The sequence below is a fragment of the [Zimmermannella] faecalis ATCC 13722 genome (assembly GCF_000381765.1).
Taxonomy (GTDB): domain Bacteria; phylum Actinomycetota; class Actinomycetes; order Actinomycetales; family Microbacteriaceae; genus Gulosibacter; species Gulosibacter faecalis.
This window is the reverse complement of sequence record NZ_KB907074.1, coordinates 251,028-268,419: the sequence shown is the minus strand read 5'-3', so window position 1 is coordinate 268,419 and position 17,392 is coordinate 251,028. Positions and strand designations below refer to the sequence as shown.

Sequence of the window (17,392 nt, the reverse complement as noted above, 5' to 3'; positions counted from 1 at the left end):
CGTGACGGGCCCCTCGCTTCTGCGATCCCGCGAGACGCTATGCCTCCTCGCGGGTTTGCCGCCCCTCGTAGGCCGGCGCCATTGCGTCAACGGCGTCACCCACGCGGTGCACGCGCAGGTCGTTCGTCGAGCCCGGGACTCCGGGAGGGCTCCCGGCGACGATGACGACCTTGTCGCCGCGCTGCGCCTTGTTCGTCGAGAGCAGATACTCGTCGACCTGCAGGAACAGCTCGTCGGTGTGGCGCTTGCGGTCGACGATGATGCCGTCGACGCCCCAGTAGAGGTTCATGCGGCGGCGAATCGCCTCGCTCGGGGTGAACCCGAGCATGGGAATCGGAGGACGAAGACGCGAGAGCCGGCGGACCGAGTCGCCCGACTCGGTGAACACGCAGTAGTACTTCGCGCCGAGGAACTCACCGACCTCGGTCGCGACGAGCGTGATGACGCCTCCCTGGGTGAAGGGCTGCGTACCGAGCGGCGGGATCATCGCGAGTCCCTCCTCCTCGGTGGACTCGATGATGCGCGCCATGGTCTCGACCGTGATGATCGGATACTCACCGACGCTCGTCTCGCCCGAAAGCATGAGCGCGTCGGCACCGTCGAGCACCGCGTTCGCGCAGTCGGAGGCCTCCGCGCGGGTCGGGCGCGGGCTCGAGATCATCGATTCGAGCATCTGCGTCGCGACGATGACCGGCTTGGCTCGGCGCCGCGCGAGCTCGATGGCACGCTTCTGCACGATCGGCACCTGCTCGAGCGGCAGTTCAACGCCGAGGTCACCGCGCGCGACCATGATGCCGTCGAACGCATCCACGATGTCGGCGAGGCGGTTCACCGCCTGCGGCTTCTCGATCTTCGCGATGACGGGGAGGCGAACGCCCTCCTCGTCCATAATGTCGTGCACTCGGGTGATGTCTTCGGGGCCCCGCACGAACGAGAGCGCGATGATGTCGGCCCCGGTTCGCAGCGCCCAGCGCAGGTCATCCTCGTCCTTCTCGCTCAGCGCCGGCACGTTTACTGCCACGCCGGGGAGATTGATGCCCTTGTTGTTCGAGACGGGGCCAGCCACCTCGACGACCGCGGTGACGGTCGTGTCGGAGACGGCCGTCGCGCGCAGCGCAACTCGGCCGTCATCGATGAGGATCGGGTCGCCGGGGCGCACGTCGCCGGGCAGGCCCTTGAAGGTCGTGCTAACGATCTCCTGGTTGCCGACGATGTCGTCGGTCGTGATCTTGAAGGTGTCGCCCTTCGCGAGCTGGTAGGGCCCGGCCTCGAATTTGCCGAGACGGATCTTTGGGCCCTGCAGGTCGACGAGCACCGCGGCCGGGTGTCCGAGTTCCTCGGATGCCTGCCGGACGTACTCATAGTTGGTGGTGTGAACACCGTGGTCGCCGTGGCTGAGGTTGAAGCGCGTCACGTTGACGCCCGCGTTGAGCAGTCCGCGGATCCCCTCGAGGGAGGAGACCGCCGGGCCGAGCGTCGCGACGATTTTTGCACGTCGGGTCATGTTCGCCTTTTCGTAGTTCGCGATGCCGAGTCGTCTAGTTCGACTCGGCCTTCTCATTCTGGTCGTCGGTGGTGGTGGATTCTTCTTCCGCATCCGCGTCGGGCCTTGCGGAGTCGGTTGCCGCCGTCTCGTTCGCCGACGATGTCGCGTCGAGGTCTTCCGACCAGACGTGGCCGTCGGCGTAGATCGACACCTCGTCGCGCCGGTGTCGGCGCAGCTGCACGATGAACAGGACGAGGCCGATGAGCACGAGGACGAGCGCGCCAAACACGTTCGAACGAAGGCCGAAAATAATCTCGGAGTAGTCGACGCGAATCGACTCGATCATCATGCGTCCGATGCCGTACCAAATGAAGTAGAGCGCCACGGTCTTGCCCCAGCGCATCCGGAAGACGCGTTCGAGCAGCACTATGAGGCCGACGCCGACGAGGTTCCAAAGCATCTCGTAGAGGAACGTCGGGTGGAACAGCGTGTCGGCGGGCAGACCGACCGGGATGGCCGCGTTCGGTGCCGGAATCTCGAGCCCCCAGGGAAGGTCGGTCGGCCAACCGAAGAGTTCGTGATTGAACCAGTTGCCGATGCGGCCGATCGCCTGCGCCGCGAGCAGCGGCGGCGCGACGGCATCGGCGAAGCTCAGGAAGCGGATGCCGCGGAGCCGGCAGACGACCCACGCGGCGGCGGCGCCGCCGATGAGCCCGCCAATAATCGCGTTCCCGCCCTGCCAGATCGCGAAGACCTCCCACCACTCGTGGCCCGCCCCGAAGTAGTCGGCGGGGTGGGTGAACACGTGGTAGAGCCGGGCGCCGAGCAGCCCGAAGATAACGGCGGGCACCGCGATGTCGATGATGATCCACGGCTCGCCGCCGCGCGCCGTGAGTCGCTTGTTCGTCCACCAGACGGCGAGCACGATCCCGAGCACGATGACGAGTGCGTAGACGTGGAAGGTGAGGGGTCCAATCGAAAAGCTCGCCCACTCCGCGGGCGGCGACGGAATCGAGGCGGGTGCGATCACGAGCGCCCCGCTCCTGCGGCGAGGCCGCGGGCCGTATCGGCAACCGCCTCGACGCCGCCCTCGGAGAGTGAGCGCACGAGTGCCGAGCCGACGATCGCACCCTCGGCGTACCCGAGCACGTCCCTGACCTGCTTGCCGGTCGAGATGCCGATGCCGACGCACGCCCGCTCGCAGCCCGCATCGTGCAGGCGCTGGGTGAGAACCTTCGCGGCGGCGTCGACGTCCTTGCGCGCGCCCGTGATGCCCATCGTCGAAACGGTGTAGACGAAGCCACGAGAGAGCTCGACGATCTTCGCGAGCCGCTCATCGCTCGACGTTGGCGCCGCGAGGAACACGCGATCGAGATCGTGGCGCTCCGACGCGGCGAGCCACTCCCCTGCCTCATCGGGAATGAGGTCGGGCGTAATCGCGCCCGCGCCGCCCGCCGAAGCGAGGTCGGCCGCAAACTGGTCGACCCCGTGCTGGAGCATGAGGTTGAAATAGCTCATGACGAGCACCGGCGTGTCGACCTGCGCCCGCACCCGCTCGATGACGCGGAACAGATCGGCCACCCTGAAGCCCGACGCGAGGGCCCGCTGACAGGCCGCCTGAATGACGGGGCCATCCATGACGGGGTCGGAATACGGTACGCCGAGTTCAATCACGTCGACGCCCTCCCGTGCGAGGGCAAGGACCGCCTCTACCGAGCGGTCAACGTCGGGGAAGCCCGCGGGAAGGTAGCCAATGAGCGCGCCGCGTCGGTCTGCCCGGGCCGCGTCGATTGCGCGTTCGACCTGCGAGCCGCTCACTTGTCCCCACCGATCTCGCGCGTCGCGTCGCCGAGCGAGAAGTACTCCATCGCGGTCTCCATATCTTTGTCGCCACGGCCCGAGAGCGACACGATAATGGTCGCGTCGCTGCCGAGTTCCTGGCCGAGCTTCAGGGCGCCGGCGAGTGCGTGCGCCGACTCGATTGCGGGAATGATCCCCTCGGCGCGCGAGAGTAGCCGCATTGCGGCCATGGCCTCGTCGTCGGTGGCACCCGTGTACGTGACGCGACCGGTGGCGGCGAGCCACGAGTGTTCAGGGCCGACGCCGGGATAGTCGAGGCCGGCGGAGATCGAGTGCGATTCGATCGTCTGCCCGTCCTCATCCTGCATGAGCATTGTGCGAGCGCCGTGCAGCACGCCCGGTCGGCCCGTACCGATCGTCGCGGCGGTGCGCGGGGTGGTCTCCCCCTCGCCGGCCGCCTCGATCCCGTACAGCCGCACCGACTCGTCGTCGAGGAACGCCTCAAACATACCGATCGCGTTCGAGCCGCCGCCGACGCAGGCGACAACCGCATCCGGCAGCTTGCCCGTCAGCTCGAGGCACTGCTCGCGCGCCTCGACGCTGATGACCTGCTGCGTGTCGCGCACGAGCGCGGGGAACGGATGCGGGCCAGCCGCGGTGCCGAAGATGTAGTTCGTCGTGTTGACGTTCGCGACCCAGTCACGGAACGCCTCGTTGATCGCGTCCTTGAGCGTTTGCGAGCCCGAAGCAACCGCGATCACCTCGGCGCCGAGCAGGCGCATCCGCGCGACGTTGAGCGCCTGCCGCTCGGTGTCGACCTTGCCCATGTAGATGGTGCACTCGAGCCCGAACAGCGCCGCCGCCGTCGCCGTCGCGACCCCGTGCTGGCCGGCGCCCGTTTCGGCGATGATGCGCGACTTGCCGAGCCGCTTCGTGAGCAGCGCCTGGCCAAGCACGTTATTGATCTTGTGCGACCCCGTGTGGTTGAGGTCTTCGCGCTTGAGCAGCACTCGCGCGCCGCCCGCGTGCTCGGCAAAGGCCGGCACCTCGGTGAGGAGGGATGGGCGACCCGCGTAGTCGCGAAGCAGGCGCTGGAACTCACCCCAGAACTCCGGGTCTTCCTTGCCCGCCTGCCATTCGCGGTCGAGCTCGTCGAGCGCCGCGATAAGGCTTTCGGGAACGAAGCGTCCGCCGAAATCACCGAAGTAGGGTCCCTGAGCGTTCCGATACTGGGTCACGTTATGCCTGTAAGAATTCCTTGAGAGTGGATTCGGGATCATTGCCGGTCACGAGCGCTTCGCCGATGAGCACGGCGTCGGCACCGGCGTCGCGGTACGCCCGCACGTGTTCGGGTCGGAGCACCGCCGATTCGGCAACCTTGATCACTCCCGCGGGATACCGCGGTGCGAGTTCGCCGAAGAGTTCGGGGTGCATCTCGAACGTCGTAAGGTCGCGAGCGTTCACGCCAAGCACGCGGGCATCGGCTTCGAGGGCGCGGTCGAACTCCTCGACCGTGTGCGCCTCAACGAGCACCGTCATACCGAGTTGCTCGGCAAACGCCTTGAGCCGCACGAGCAGGGGCTGGTCGAGGCTCGCGACGATAAGCAGCACGAGGTCGGCACCCGCGGCGCGGGCCTCGAGTAGCTGGTACTCCTCGCCGATGAACTCCTTCCGGAGCACGGGCACATCGACTGCCGCGCGCACGGCGCGCAGGTCGTCGAGGGAACCGAGGAACTTTCGTTCTTCAGTGAGCACGCTGATCGCCGCAGCTCCCCCACGAGCGTACTTCGCGGCGAGTTCTGCGGGGTCGGGGATGCCCGCGAGGCGTCCGCGCGAGGGGCTCGCGCGCTTCACCTCAGCGATGATATTCACGGTGTCGCGAGGGGACAGCGCGGCGACGGCGTCGAGCGCGGGCGCCTGCTCGAGCGCGAGGCGCTCGACTTCGGCGACCGGCACCAGTTCGCGGCGGCGCGCGGCGTCCTCGAGCGACCCTGCCAGGAGGTCGTCGAGCATCATGTTTTAGTGGTGTGCTTTCGGACCGAGACCCGCGGCCTGCATGATCACCCAGACGATTGCGCCGAGCGGGATCAGGCCAACGCCGATCCAGAGCACAAGGTCGAGCTGGAGGAACAGTCCGACGGTGCCCACGGCGAACCCAAGCACGATGAGGACAAAGCCGGTCCAACCGGCAACCGAGTTACCTTCGTCTTCGACGTGGTACTTCGAGAAAACGACGTCCTCGTTCGACATCCCATGACTCCTTGTGTCGCTGGCAGTTACCGCTTCAGTCTACCCGGCCGCTCGTGGTTTGCTCGTCGGTTGGGTCGTCGCCCGCAGAGAGCGCGTCCCACTGGCTGACGCGCGTGTCACCGGCCGCTTCTTCGGCCGTGTGTTCGCCGCTCGCGTCACGGTCGTAGCGACGTCCGCCACCGGCCCAGCGGTGCGCGGTGAACATCGCCACCGCACCGCTCAGCGCGATACCGACGCCACCGACCATCGCGACAATCGGCCACGCGGTCACGGTGATCTCGCCGGTCACGATCACCTGGCGAATCGCGTTTTCGCCCCCGATCGCCGTCGCTTCACCGACAGGCGCGAGCATCCCGGCGGCCGGGTCGGACGCGGCGAGTGCGGCCGCAACCGCAACCCCGGCGCCCAGCAGCACGAGGAGCACCGCAAGGATGATCCGCCACGCTTTCCCCGCCATCGCGAGTGCCGCCGTGCAGGCGAGCGCGGCGAGCGCGAGCGCCATCACCGGGAGTGACGCATCCGCGCCGTTCGCGACGATGTCCGACGCGGTGCCCGCGACGTCGAGCCGCAGATGCGACCACGGCTGCGCCCACGCGAGCATCGAGAGCCCCGCGAAGAGCACCGCGGCGAGCAGGCTCACTCGCTTCGCACGGGCCGGCGTCATACGAACGCCACCGAGTTCGGGTCGGAATCCCAGCAGGTGCGCGTGTTGAGGTGGCAGGCCGCACCCTCCTGATCGACGCGAACGAGCACAGTGTCGGCATCGCAGTCGACCGCGAATGAGTGGACGCGTTGCGTGTGCCCCGACGTGTCGCCCTTTCGCCAGAGCTCTTCGCGCGAGCGCGACCAGTAGACGGCGCGCCGCTCGGTGAGCGTCCGGCGAATCGATTCCTCGTTCATCCAGGCAAGCATGAGCACCTCGCCGGTGTCCCACTGCTGCGCGATCGCGGGCACGAGCCCCGCCGAGTCGAAGGTCACTGCGGCAATGATCTCGTCGATCTGTGCCTCGCTGAGTTCGGTCACCTCACGCACCGCGCACCACCGCTCCCGCCTCGGCGAGTGCCTGCTTCACCTCGGGGATCGTGATCTCGCCGTAGTGGAAAACACTCGCCGCGAGCACCGCGTCAGCGCCGGCGGCCACCGCCGGTGCAAAGTCATCGACGTGCCCGGCTCCGCCGGATGCGATGACCGGCACGGTCGCGAGCTCGCGGATGTGCTCGATGAGTTCGAGGTCGAAGCCGGCCTTCGTGCCGTCTGCGTCCATCGAGTTGACGAGCAACTCCCCCGCACCTCGGTCGCACGCTTCGCGCGCCCACGCGAGTGCGTCGATGCCGGAATCGGTTCGGCCGCCGTGCGTCGTCACGACGAACCCCGAGGGCGTCGTCTCGCTGCGTCGAATGTCGAGCGACAGCACGAGCACCTGCGCGCCAAACCGGGCGGCGATCTCGTCGATGAGCTCGGGCCGCGCGATCGCGGCCGAGTTGACGCCGACCTTATCCGCGCCCGAGGCGAGCAGCCGCGTGACGTTCTCGACACTGCGGACGCCGCCGCCGACCGTGAGCGGAATGAAGATGTGCTCGGCAGTGCGGGTGACGAGGTCGTACGTCGTTGCCCGGTTGTCGCTCGTCGCGGTGACGTCGAGAAACGTGATCTCATCGGCCCCCTGCTCGGCATACTTCACCGCGAGCTCGACGGGGTCGCCGGCGTCGCGAAGACCGCGGAAGTTCACGCCCTTGACGACTCGGCCATCGGCGACATCGAGACAGGGAATCACCCGCACGGCGAGCGAGTTCGTTTCGGTTGCCATCGGCTACATCCGGGCGGCCTGCAGCGCGGTCACGAGGATCGCGCGGGCGCCCACGCTCGAGAGCTGGTCCATCACCTGGTTCAGGTCGCTGTTCGGAACGAGCGACCGCACGGCGTACCAGTTCTCGTCGTGCAGCTGCGACACGGTCGGCGACTGGAATCCCGGCGTGAACGCCATCGCCTCCTGCAGCCGATCGGCGGGGATGTCGTAGTCCATAACCGAGTAGCGGCGAGCGACGAGCACGCCCTCGAGACGCTTGATGAGCGTCTGCGCGTGCTCGACCTTCTCGGGGGTCGAGATGAGCACGGCGGTCGACTCGAGAATCACGGGCCCGAAGATTTCGAGGCCCGCCTGGCGAAGCGTCGTGCCGGTCGACACAACGTCGGCGATCGCGTCGGCGACCCCGAGCTGAATCGACGACTCGACGGCACCGTCGAGCTTCACGAGCTCGGCCTCGATACCCTTCTCGGCGAAGTAGGTGTCAAGCAGCCCCGTGTAACTCGTGGCGATGCGCTTGCCGGCGAGGTCCTCGACGCGCTCGAACACGCCGGGGCGGGCGGCAAACCGGAAGGTCGACTCGCCGAAGTCGAGGGCGCGAATCTCCTGCGCCTTCGACGCCGAGTCGAGGAGCATGTCTCGGCCGGTAATGCCGGCGTCGAGCACGCCCTCACCCACGTAGGTCGCGATGTCGCGCGGGCGGATGTAGAAGAACTCGACCTCGTTCTCGGGGTCGAAGCCGACGAGCTCTCGATCGTTGCGGCGGCCACGGTAGCCGGCCTCGAGGAGCATCTCGTTGGCGGTCTGCGAAAGCATGCCCTTATTGGGCACGGCGATGCGAAGCATTGGTCTGGAATCTCCTAGAGGTGGCGGTAAACGTCTTCGAGTGAGTAGCCCTTCGCGAGCATCATCACCTGCAGGTGGTAGATGAGCTGCGACATTTCGGCCTGGCACTCGTCATCGGATTCGTACTCGGCGGCCATCCACGTCTCGGCGGCCTCTTCGACGAGCTTCTTCCCGATGAAATGCACCCCACGGTCGAGTTCTGCGACGGTACCCGACCCCTCGGGTCGACGCTCCGCCTTCTCACTCAACTCGGCAAACAGGTCTTCAAAGGTCTTCACGCGTTCAGCCTAGTGCGTCGCGGTGTCGGCCGAATGCTCGTGCGCGGCCGCGAGCTCCCGCAATCGGGCGATCTCGTCGGCAGGTTCGCCACGGAAAACGGCGGATCCGGCCACGAACGTGTCGGCCCCGGCAGCCGCCGCGATCTCGATCGTGTCGGCCGAGACACCGCCATCGACCTGCAGCCACAGCTCGGCGCCCGTCTTTCGGGCCCAGTCGCGAGCCTGTCGAAGCTTCGGCATCGTCGAGGGCATGAACTTTTGCCCGCCGAACCCCGGCTCGACCGTCATGATCAGGAGCTGGTCGACGTGCTCGAGCACCTCCTCGACCATTGCAAACGGCGTACCCGGCCGAAGGGCGATCCCCGCGCGCGCGCCGATGTCGCGGATGCGCCGAGCGAGCGTCGCGGGGGCCGTCGCGGCCTCGAGATGGAAGGTCACCGAGAACACTCCGAGCTCCGCAAACTGCGGTGCCCACCGATCGGGATCATCGATCATGAGGTGAAGGTCGAGCGGAATCGGCGAGATCTCCTGCAGCCGCTCGACCATGGGCTGCCCGAACGTAAGGTTCGGCACGAAGTGGTTGTCCATGATGTCGACGTGAGCGGCGTCAGCGGTCGCGATGCGTCCGAGCTCACGCTCGAAGTTCGCGAAGTCCGCCGCGAGAATCGACGGATTAATGCGGGGCGCAGACATGGGCGGTCCTATTCTTCGGTGGCGTCAGGTTGTTCTGTGGTGTCAGGGTCGTCGGTGGCGTCAGCGACGTGTCTCGGCGACGCAACCCGCAGGAGGGCAAGGAACATCGCGTCGCTGCCGTGTCGGTGCGGCCACAGCTGAACCGCCGTGCCGCCCGCGAGCGGGAGCTCCGCGAGGTCGAGCTCCGGTGCGAGCGTGCGGCACACGGCGCGAGTGTCGAGCACGCTGACATCAGCATCCGCGGCCACATCGGCGACGACGTCGGTCGTCTCGGCCGGGTGCGGTGAGCACGTGACGTAGGCGACGAGTCCGCCGGCGCGGGTCGTCGCGATCGCGGCGCGCAGCAGCTCGCGCTGCAGCTCAGCAAGCTCGGCCACATCGGCCGCGGTCTTTCGCCAGCGAGCCTCGGGGCGCCGACGCAACGCGCCGAGGCCGGAACAGGGCGCGTCGACGAGCGTGCGGGTGAATTCGCCAGGCCGCCGCGCGAAGTCACGCCCGTCGAGTTCCGTCACCTCGAATTCGCCAAGCGGCTCGAGCGCGCGGCGCACAAGCCCGGCGCGCGCGGGCGTCACCTCGTTCGCGGTGAAGCTCGCGCCCGCGACAAGCGCCTCGGCCGCGAGGAGCGCCGACTTTCCACCGGGCCCGGCACAGAGATCAAGCAGTAATTCGGCCTCGCCGCCCCGATTCCCGAGGGCTGGATGCGCGGGAGACGACCTCGTTAGGGCGAGCGCTACGAGCTGCGAACCCGAGTCCTGCACGCGGGCCTCGCCGCGGGTGACCGCCCCGAGGCCGCCAGGGTCACCTTCTGCGAGTTCGAGCGCCGTCGGCGCCGACGGCAACGGCCGGAGCCGGGTATCCGCAGCCGCCAGTTCGTCGCGGCCGCACCGCCCCGGCAGCGCGGCAAGCTGCACGTGCGGGGCAACGTTGTCGGCCGCAAGCAGTTCTTCGAGTTCGTCGGCGCGGTGCTCGCGCGCAAGCGCGTCGGCGAGTGCGTCGACGATCCATCGCGGGTGCGAAGCCGTAATCGCGAGCCGATCACGCGCATCCGGAACCTCGTCGGCAACACGGGCGAGCCACTCCTCGCGAGTGTGGCGCGCAATGCCGCGGAGGTTCGCGTTGACGAAGCCCGCGGCCCCGCGACCTCCGCGACGTCGCAGAAGCGACACGGTCTCGTTGACGGCTGCGTGCGGCTTAACGCGCGTGTCGATCAGCTGATGGGCGCCGAGCCGCAGTGCGGCAAGCACCGGCGCATCGATCTTCGTGAGGCGCCGCCCCGACACCGTGCCGATGATCCAGTCATAGAACCCGAGGCCGCGCAGCGTGCCGTGCGTGAGCTGTGTGGCGAATCCGGCATCGGCGCCGCTCAGCCCCGCCGCATCGAGCCGTTTCGGCAGGAGCAGGTTGGCGTAGGCGTCGTCCTCGGCAACGGCAATAAGCACGTCGAGCGCGACCTCGCGCGGAGACTTACCGCGGCTCACGCGAACCGCACCTCGCCGTGCTGCCCGCGGAACCAGTCGGCCGCGGCCATCGGGCGTTTGCCTGCTGGCTGCACTTCGAGCAGCTGATACGCGCCAGCACCGGTCGCCACGAGCACGAGTCCGTCGACCGCGGTGACCGTGCCCGGTTCGCCGCTTGCATATGCCTCGCTCGCCCGCCCCCGCAACAGCTTCACGCGCTGCCCCGCGAGCTCGGTCGCCGCTCCCGGTTCGGGGGTGACTCCGCGCACTCGGGCGTCGATTGTCTCGGAGGTTTCCGTCCAATCAACGCGGCCGTCGGCGTTCGTGAGCTTGGGCGCGGTCGTCGCCTCGCCTGACTGCGGCTCCGCCCGTGCCGAGCCGTCGGCGATCGACGCGACCGTCGCGGTCACCTCGGGCGCGCCAAGCTGCGCGAGCCGATTAAGCAGGTCGCCCGCCGTCTCGTGGGCGCCGATCTCCACGGCACGGTTCACGTAGGTCGGCCCGGTATCGAGCCCCGCCTCGAGCTGGAAAACGGCGACACCTGAGGTGGCGTCGCCGGCCATGACCGCCCGCTGCACGGGCGCCGCCCCGCGCCACCGCGGCAGCTGTGAGAAGTGGAGGTTGATCCAGCCGTACTTCGGCGTATCGAGCAGGGGTGTCCGGATGAGCCCGCCATACGCAACGACCACACCCAGCTCGAATTCGGTCGCGAGCAGTTGGTGTGCGATCTCGTCGGTGATGCGGTTGGCTCGCACCACGGTGAGCCCAAGCTCCTCGGCCCGCTGCGCAACGGGCGAGGGGGTGAGCACCCGGCGGCGGCCGACCGGCGCATCCTCGCGGGTCAGCACCGCCGCAATTTCGTGCCCCGCCGAGACGAGCGCCTCGAGCGTGGGCACGGCGACCTCGGGGGTTCCGGCAAAAACGATCCGCATCTGTCCTCCTGCGTCGATGCTACTGACTAGAACACGTCGGGCGCGTCGAGTTGCACGCGCAGTGTCGACGCCGGTGTTCCACGGCCCGCCGACCGACGCCGGCTCGCGGTCGCCTGCGCCACCAGCTCGGCCTTGAGCGCGGCGGCGAGCGTCGGCCCGCTTCGGTAGCCAAAGCGGAGCACTGCGCGACTGCGATCTCGCTCGTCGGCGTCGGGTACGGGCCCGAGCACCTGCAACTCGAGCCCGTCGAGGTCGGTGAGGCGCCGCACGGCCGCATCAACCTCGAGTTCGCTCCCCGTCACGACCCCAACCCGAACGGCTGGAGGAAAGAACAGCTCGCGTCGCTGCTCGAGCTCGGCGTCGGCCCACGCGTGCTGCTGCCAGTCGCGCAGGGCCACGAGTGGCGGCGACACCTGCCCCGCGAGAATGACGACGCCGTCGTCGCTCGCGAGGGCCGCGGCGTTCGACCAGGCGCGCAGTGCGTCCTCGGTCGTGTGCAGCGACTCCCGGGCGAGCGCCCCGTCGACGTCGAGCAGCAGCACCGCTCGGTAGCCATGCTCGGGCACGGGTTCGGCGCCGCGCGTCGCCACGACGAGTTGCGGCTCGGCCCCCACCGACACGAGCCGTTCGGCCCCGTCGGCGACCACGACGCGGGTCTCGGGGAAGGCGCGACCCAGCTCCTCGGCGGTGCGCTCGTGGCCGGTGCCGCCCGCCCGCAGGCGCTGGCCCCCACACTCGCGACAGTGCCAGTCGGCGTGCACCCGGCCGCACACCGCGCACGACGGCGGGCTCTCCGGGCCCGTCTGCCGCAACGGGCCCCCACAATTTGTGCACGAGGCGGGCGTGCGGCACTCGGTGCACGCGAGCCTGGGGCGATACCCGGCGCGCCCCACCTGCACGAGCACGGGGCCGGATGCGAGGGCCGCCTTCGCGGCCCTCCACGCGGGCGGCGGGATGCGCGCATCGCGGAGCGCGCCCTCGTCGCCGAGCGTCGCGGCGGCGGGGATGATCTTCGGCCGCTGGGGTGTGCCGGGGCCGACCTCGCGGAGCCATCCCGTGCGCACGAGCCGGCGCGCCTCGAGCGAGGGCGAGTGGCCCGCGAGCACGACCGATGCGTCGGCCCGGCGCGCACGCATGAGCGCAACCTCGCGGGAATGGGCATAGGGAGCGTGGGGTTCGCGGAACGACTCGTCATCGTCGTCCCACAGCAGCATTGCGCCGAGCCGGAATGCCGGGGCGTACACGGCCGATCGCGTCCCGACAATGAGTTGCGGCACCGGCTCGAGCGCGAGCAGAAACTGCTCATAGCGCGGCATCGGCTTTTGTCGCGAATCGAACGCTCGAATGCGGTCGAGCGGCAATAGCGTGTTCGCCGCCTCAAGGGCGAGGTCGAGGTCGCGGTAGTCCGGCACGAGGACGATCGCCGAGCGCCCCTGCGCGACCTCGACCGCCGCGACCTCAATGAGCGTGCGCAGGGCGCGAGGAACCCCGTCGACAACGCCCACTGGCACCCGGAGCGAGACTCGCTGCGGCTCGGTCGCCACGCACGCCGCGAGGAACTCCGGGCCGTAGAGCTCTGCGAGCCCCGTCTCTACGGTCGGGGGCGCCGCCGCCACTCGTGCGGCGCGCTCCCCCGCTTCGTCCTCCAGCCACCGCGCTTCGAGTCGCGCCGAGCGCGCGGGAATCGCGAGCCGGAGCACATCGGACATCGTGCCCGCCTGTCGGTCGGCGACCGTCCGTGCGAGCTCGGCGAGCTCTGGCGAGAGCACCGCCGCCCGAGAGACGAGCGATTCGACCTTTGCGAGCCGGCCGCCGTATTCGGGCGTATCCGCCGTCTCGACGACAAACCCCTGCACGACTCGGCCGCCACTGCGCAGCGGTACCTTCACCCGCATACCAGGGCCGACCTCGCCCCGCAGCTCGTCGGGGATCTCATATTCGAAGACCCGATCGAGCTGCGGGAGCGGCGTGTCGAGCACGACCCGCGCGACCGAGTGGGTCATTTGGCGCCGGCGGCCTCGCGCAGTGCCTCGGTGCGGTCGGTGCGCTCCCAGGTGAATTCCGGGAGGTCGCGGCCGAAGTGGCCGTACGCCGACGTGCGGGCATAGATCGGCCGGTTCAGGTCGAGGTCGCGAATGATCGCGGCGGGCCGCAAATCGAACACACTCCGCACCGCGTCGAGGATGCGTTCACGGTCGACGTGTTCGGTGCCGAAGGTCTCGCAGTACAGGCCGACGGGTTCAGCCGAACCGATCGCGTAGGCCACCTGGAACTCGGCGCGGTCGGCGAGCCCCGCCGCGACGACGTTCTTCGCGACCCAGCGCATCGCATACGCCGCCGAGCGGTCGACCTTCGACGGATCCTTGCCGCTGAAGGCGCCGCCGCCGTGGCGCGCCATGCCGCCGTACGTGTCGACGATGATCTTGCGCCCCGTGAGGCCGGCGTCGGCGGCCGGACCACCGAGCACAAAATCACCGGCGGGATTGATGAGGGTTCGCAGACGAGACGTGTCGAGCCCCGCAACGCGCGCGAGGACGGGCGTGACGACCTCGCGCACGACGTCGGCCGCAAGCTGGTCGCGCGTGACGTCGGGGTCGTGCTGCGTCGAGATCACGACGGTCTCGACGCTGCGGGGACGATGGTCGTCGTCGTACCCGATCGTGACCTGTGTCTTGCCGTCGGGGCGCAGGTGCGGCAGCGTGCCGTCCTTTCGGGCCTCGCTGAGGCGCTCCGACAGGCGGTGCGCGAGCCAGATCGGCAGCGGCATGAGGTCGGGGGTCTCGTTACTCGCGTACCCGAACATGATGCCCTGATCGCCCGCGCCGAGCAGCGCGATCTCGTCGACGCTCTCACCGCTGCGGTGCTCGAGCGAGCGCTCAACGCCGTCAGCGATCTCGGGCGACTGCTCCCCGATCGACACCGAGACGCCGCAGAGGTTTCCGTCGAAGCCGAAATCGCTCGAGGTGAAGCCAATCTCGGTGATCGTGCGCCGTACGATGCCGGCGATATCGGCGTAGCCCTCGGTACGGACCTCACCCGCGACGTGCACCTGGCCGGTTGTCACGAGCGTCTCGACGGCGACGCGCGAGCCCGGGTCCTGTGCCAGCAGGTTGTCGAGGATGCGGTCGGAAATCTGATCGCAAATCTTGTCGGGGTGACCCTCGGTCACCGACTCTGACGTGAAGAGGCGCAGTTCTGACATGGTGATGCTCACTTTCCCTAGGAGTGCGCGGCGCGCTCAGGCGCCGCGTGGGAGGACGTATGTGAACCGCGAACGATTAGCTCGCGGGGGTGTCACCGATGCGCTCGGCGACGACGTCAAGGATAGTGTCGGCCACCGACATCTTGTCGCCCACGTCTTCGGCGAGCACCGAACCCGCGAGGTCAATGACCTGCACCTCGGTCTCCTCACGCCCAAACGTGTGGTCCCAACCGACGCGGTTGAGCACGAGCAGGTCGCTCCCCTTGCGCTTCACCTTGGCGCGCGCGAGTTCGAGCCGAGCAGCGTCGTCCGCCTCGGTCTCGGCCGCAAATCCGACGATGAGCTGTCCCGGCACGCGAGCCTCGACGAGCGTGCGAAGAATGTCCGGGTTCTTCGTGAAGGTGAGCGTCAGCGTGTCGCCCGTCGATTCCTTCTTGATCTTGCCTTCCGCGACCCGCTCGGGCCGGAAATCCGCGACTGCGGCCGCCATGACGATGACGTCGTGTTTCGGCGCGAGCTCGGTGGCGGCGGTCGCGAGCTCCTGCGCGCTCGTGACCCGCACGACCTGCACCTCGTCAGGCAGTGGTACCTCGACGTTCGCGGCGATGAGCGTCACCTGCGCACCGCGAGCTGCGGCACGAGCCGCAAGCGCGACGCCCTGCTTGCCCGATGACCGATTGCCGAGGTAACGCACCGGGTCGATCGCCTCGCGCGTACCGCCCGCGGTCACGAGCACGCGCTGGCCAGCAAGGTCTCGGGCTCGCTCAGCCGCGGCCCGCTCGCGCTCGGCAGACTGCGCCGCGACGAGAATCGCGGTGACGATGTCGTTCGGTTCCGCGAGGCGGCCGGGTCCCTCATCGGTGCCGGTGAGGCGCCCCGACTCGGGCCCGACGATGGTGACGCCCCGCTCTTCAAGCCGGCGAACGTTCGTCTGCGTTGCGGGGTGCTCCCACATCTCGGTGTGCATCGCCGGCGCGACGACGACGGGGCCGCGGGCGGCGAGGAGCGTGTTCGTGAGCAGGTCATCCGCGAGTCCCGCCGCCATCCGCGCGAGCGTATTCGCGGTCGCCGGCACGACGGCAACGACGTCGGCCTGTTGGCCGAGCGCCACGTGCTGCACGGCGTGCACGTTCTCGAACACGTCGCGCCGCACCGGGTTGTGGCTGATCGCCTCGAAGGTTGGCGCGCCCACGAACTCGAGCGCGGCCGGGGTCGCGATCACTTCGACCTCGTGGCCGAGCAACACGAGTTGCCGCACGACAAGTACGGCTTTGTAGGCGGCGATACCACCGGAAACGCCGACGACGATGCGCCAGCTCCGGGCATCCGGCTCGTTCGCTGTCGTCATCGTCGCGCGGTGGGTGGCTTACTCGGACTCGGCCGGCGTGACCGAGTCGTCGCCGAAGTCGATGAGGTCGTCGTCGCTCGGGAGCTCGATCGCGGGCGCAGCGCTCGGCTCGCGCATGACGAGCTTGTTCTGGTTAATCTCACGCAGGGCGATCGACAGGGGCTTGTCATCGACCGCCGAGTCGACGAGCGGGCCGACGTTGTCGTAGATCGCGCCGTCCTGCAGATCCGTGTAGTAGTCGTTGATCTGGCGAGCGCGCTTCGAGGCGAAGATCACGAGCTGGTACTTGTTGTCGACCTGCTCGAGCAGATCGTCGAGCGGCGGGTCAATGATGCCCTTGGGCTTCTCAATCATGGTGATTCCTAATATCTTCTCTGCTTCGGGCGGTAGATCGGGTCGTCCTCGTCGGGAATCTCAAAGCCCATGAGGCGAATGACCTCGCGGGCCGCCTTGGGAACGCTCTCGTTTACCACGCGGGCATCGAACTCGTTCTGCGCGGCGAGCTCGACCTTGGCGGTTGCGAGCCGGCGCTCCTGCTCCTCGGGGGATTCCGTGCCTCGTCCGATGAGCCGGCGGACCAGTTCATCCCACGACGGGGGCAACAAAAACACCAGTCTAGCCTCTGGCATCGCCGCCCTCACCTGTCGCGCGCCCTGCAGGTCGATTTCGAGCAGCACGGGATGCGAGGCCTCGAGTTCGCGGCGGATCGGCGCGGCCGGCGTACCGTAGCGATACGAGTTGTGCACGGTCGCGTACTCGAGCATCTCGCCCGACTCGATCATCCGGTCGAACTCAGCGTCGTCGACGAAGTAGTAGTCGCGCCCCTCAACCTCACCGGGACGCGGCGCACGCGTCGTCGCCGACACCGAGATGTGCACCTCGGGATACTCGTCGCGGATGTACCGAGACACGGTGCCCTTGCCGACGGCGGTCGGCCCAGCGAGCACGACGACGCGGGGCATCGCGGCGCCACCGGACTGCCAGTCGATGAGCCATTCGCGCAGGCGCTGGCGCTGATTTCGGCCGAGCCCGCCGAGTCGCTTCACGGGCGCAATTTGCAGCTCGGCGAGGATGCGCTCCGTCTTCGTCGCGCCGATATGCGGAATCGAGCGAAGGAACTGCGTGATCCGCAGACTCGCGGCCGGATGCTCCCGGTCGAGCGAGGCTTCGAGCACGTCGAGCGGGCGCGTCGCGCCCGACGCGATGCGGTTCTTTACCTCGGCGCGGGCACGCCGCGCGGCGACGGCGGCCTTGGAGGCGGCAGTGCGGTCAACGGGAGGAGGAGTCAGGGTCATG

The 17,392-nt window shown here is 68.6% G+C and carries 19 protein-coding genes; all 19 read right to left on the bottom strand.

The window, feature by feature from the left end; translation table 11 throughout:
* Nucleotides 1-37: 37 nt before the first annotated feature.
* Nucleotides 38-1,504 carry a pyruvate kinase gene (gene pyk / locus G328_RS0101245; protein WP_019617525.1) on the bottom strand — a complete coding sequence of 489 codons (1,467 nt, stop codon included), beginning with the start codon at nt 1,502-1,504 and terminating at the stop codon, nt 38-40.
* A gap of 34 nt (nt 1,505-1,538) precedes the next feature.
* Nucleotides 1,539-2,516, bottom strand: a complete 978-nt coding sequence (gene lgt / locus G328_RS0101240) for a prolipoprotein diacylglyceryl transferase (RefSeq protein WP_019617524.1) — start codon at nt 2,514-2,516, stop codon at nt 1,539-1,541.
* Nucleotides 2,513-3,304: a tryptophan synthase subunit alpha gene (gene trpA, locus G328_RS0101235; RefSeq protein ID WP_019617523.1), complete on the bottom strand. Its 792-nt coding sequence runs from the start codon at nt 3,302-3,304 to the stop codon at nt 2,513-2,515. The genes lgt and trpA overlap by 4 nt, the downstream gene beginning before the upstream one ends.
* Nucleotides 3,301-4,566 carry a tryptophan synthase subunit beta gene (trpB, locus tag G328_RS0101230; RefSeq protein WP_083919498.1) on the bottom strand — a complete coding sequence of 422 codons (1,266 nt, stop codon included), beginning with the start codon at nt 4,564-4,566 and terminating at the stop codon, nt 3,301-3,303. Before trpB ends, trpA begins: the two co-directional genes overlap by 4 nt.
* Nucleotides 4,526-5,299 carry an indole-3-glycerol phosphate synthase TrpC gene (gene trpC, locus G328_RS0101225; RefSeq protein ID WP_026339559.1) on the bottom strand — a complete coding sequence of 258 codons (774 nt, stop codon included), beginning with the start codon at nt 5,297-5,299 and terminating at the stop codon, nt 4,526-4,528. Before trpC ends, trpB begins: the two co-directional genes overlap by 41 nt.
* Before the next feature lie 6 nt (nt 5,300-5,305).
* Nucleotides 5,306-5,536 carry an HGxxPAAW family protein gene (locus tag G328_RS13660; RefSeq protein WP_019617520.1) on the bottom strand — a complete coding sequence of 77 codons (231 nt, stop codon included), beginning with the start codon at nt 5,534-5,536 and terminating at the stop codon, nt 5,306-5,308.
* A gap of 34 nt (nt 5,537-5,570) precedes the next feature.
* Nucleotides 5,571-6,200: a Trp biosynthesis-associated membrane protein gene (locus tag G328_RS0101215; protein WP_019617519.1), complete on the bottom strand. Its 630-nt coding sequence runs from the start codon at nt 6,198-6,200 to the stop codon at nt 5,571-5,573.
* A complete protein-coding gene (gene hisI, locus G328_RS0101210) occupies nt 6,197-6,559 on the bottom strand; it encodes a phosphoribosyl-AMP cyclohydrolase (protein WP_110463751.1) in 363 nt (120 codons plus the stop codon). Before hisI ends, G328_RS0101215 begins: the two co-directional genes overlap by 4 nt.
* A gap of 1 nt (nt 6,560) precedes the next feature.
* Nucleotides 6,561-7,343 carry an imidazole glycerol phosphate synthase subunit HisF gene (gene hisF, locus G328_RS0101205; RefSeq protein ID WP_019617517.1) on the bottom strand — a complete coding sequence of 261 codons (783 nt, stop codon included), beginning with the start codon at nt 7,341-7,343 and terminating at the stop codon, nt 6,561-6,563.
* 3 nt (nt 7,344-7,346) lie between these two features.
* Nucleotides 7,347-8,186 carry an ATP phosphoribosyltransferase gene (hisG, locus tag G328_RS0101200; RefSeq protein WP_019617516.1) on the bottom strand — a complete coding sequence of 280 codons (840 nt, stop codon included), beginning with the start codon at nt 8,184-8,186 and terminating at the stop codon, nt 7,347-7,349.
* 14 nt (nt 8,187-8,200) lie between these two features.
* Nucleotides 8,201-8,464 carry a phosphoribosyl-ATP diphosphatase gene (locus G328_RS0101195; protein ID WP_019617515.1) on the bottom strand — a complete coding sequence of 88 codons (264 nt, stop codon included), beginning with the start codon at nt 8,462-8,464 and terminating at the stop codon, nt 8,201-8,203.
* Nucleotides 8,465-8,473: 9 nt separating this feature from the next.
* Complete coding sequence (gene rpe, locus G328_RS0101190) at nt 8,474-9,157, bottom strand: ribulose-phosphate 3-epimerase (protein ID WP_019617514.1); 684 nt, start codon at nt 9,155-9,157, stop codon at nt 8,474-8,476.
* A gap of 8 nt (nt 9,158-9,165) precedes the next feature.
* The gene (locus G328_RS13655) at nt 9,166-10,635 is read right to left on the bottom strand and encodes an RsmB/NOP family class I SAM-dependent RNA methyltransferase (RefSeq protein ID WP_019617513.1); all 1,470 of its coding nucleotides are present in this window, start codon (nt 10,633-10,635) and stop codon (nt 9,166-9,168) included.
* A complete protein-coding gene (gene fmt, locus G328_RS0101180) occupies nt 10,632-11,546 on the bottom strand; it encodes a methionyl-tRNA formyltransferase (protein WP_019617512.1) in 915 nt (304 codons plus the stop codon). Before fmt ends, G328_RS13655 begins: the two co-directional genes overlap by 4 nt.
* Before the next feature lie 26 nt (nt 11,547-11,572).
* Nucleotides 11,573-13,549, bottom strand: coding sequence for a primosomal protein N' family DNA-binding protein (locus G328_RS0101175; RefSeq protein WP_019617511.1), 1,977 nt, complete (start codon nt 13,547-13,549; stop codon nt 11,573-11,575).
* Complete coding sequence (gene metK, locus G328_RS0101170) at nt 13,546-14,748, bottom strand: methionine adenosyltransferase (RefSeq protein WP_019617510.1); 1,203 nt, start codon at nt 14,746-14,748, stop codon at nt 13,546-13,548. Before metK ends, G328_RS0101175 begins: the two co-directional genes overlap by 4 nt.
* A 76-nt stretch (nt 14,749-14,824) precedes the next feature.
* Entirely contained in the window at nt 14,825-16,096 is a 1,272-nt protein-coding gene (gene coaBC / locus G328_RS0101165; protein ID WP_019617509.1) for a bifunctional phosphopantothenoylcysteine decarboxylase/phosphopantothenate--cysteine ligase CoaBC, read from the bottom strand.
* An 18-nt stretch (nt 16,097-16,114) separates the two neighbouring features.
* Entirely contained in the window at nt 16,115-16,450 is a 336-nt protein-coding gene (gene rpoZ / locus G328_RS0101160) for a DNA-directed RNA polymerase subunit omega (protein ID WP_019617508.1), read from the bottom strand.
* Nucleotides 16,451-16,458: 8 nt separating this feature from the next.
* Nucleotides 16,459-17,391 (bottom strand): guanylate kinase, encoded by a 933-nt coding sequence (gene gmk, locus G328_RS13650; protein ID WP_019617507.1) that lies wholly within the window; start codon nt 17,389-17,391, stop codon nt 16,459-16,461.
* Between the last annotated feature and the right edge of the window lies 1 nt (nt 17,392).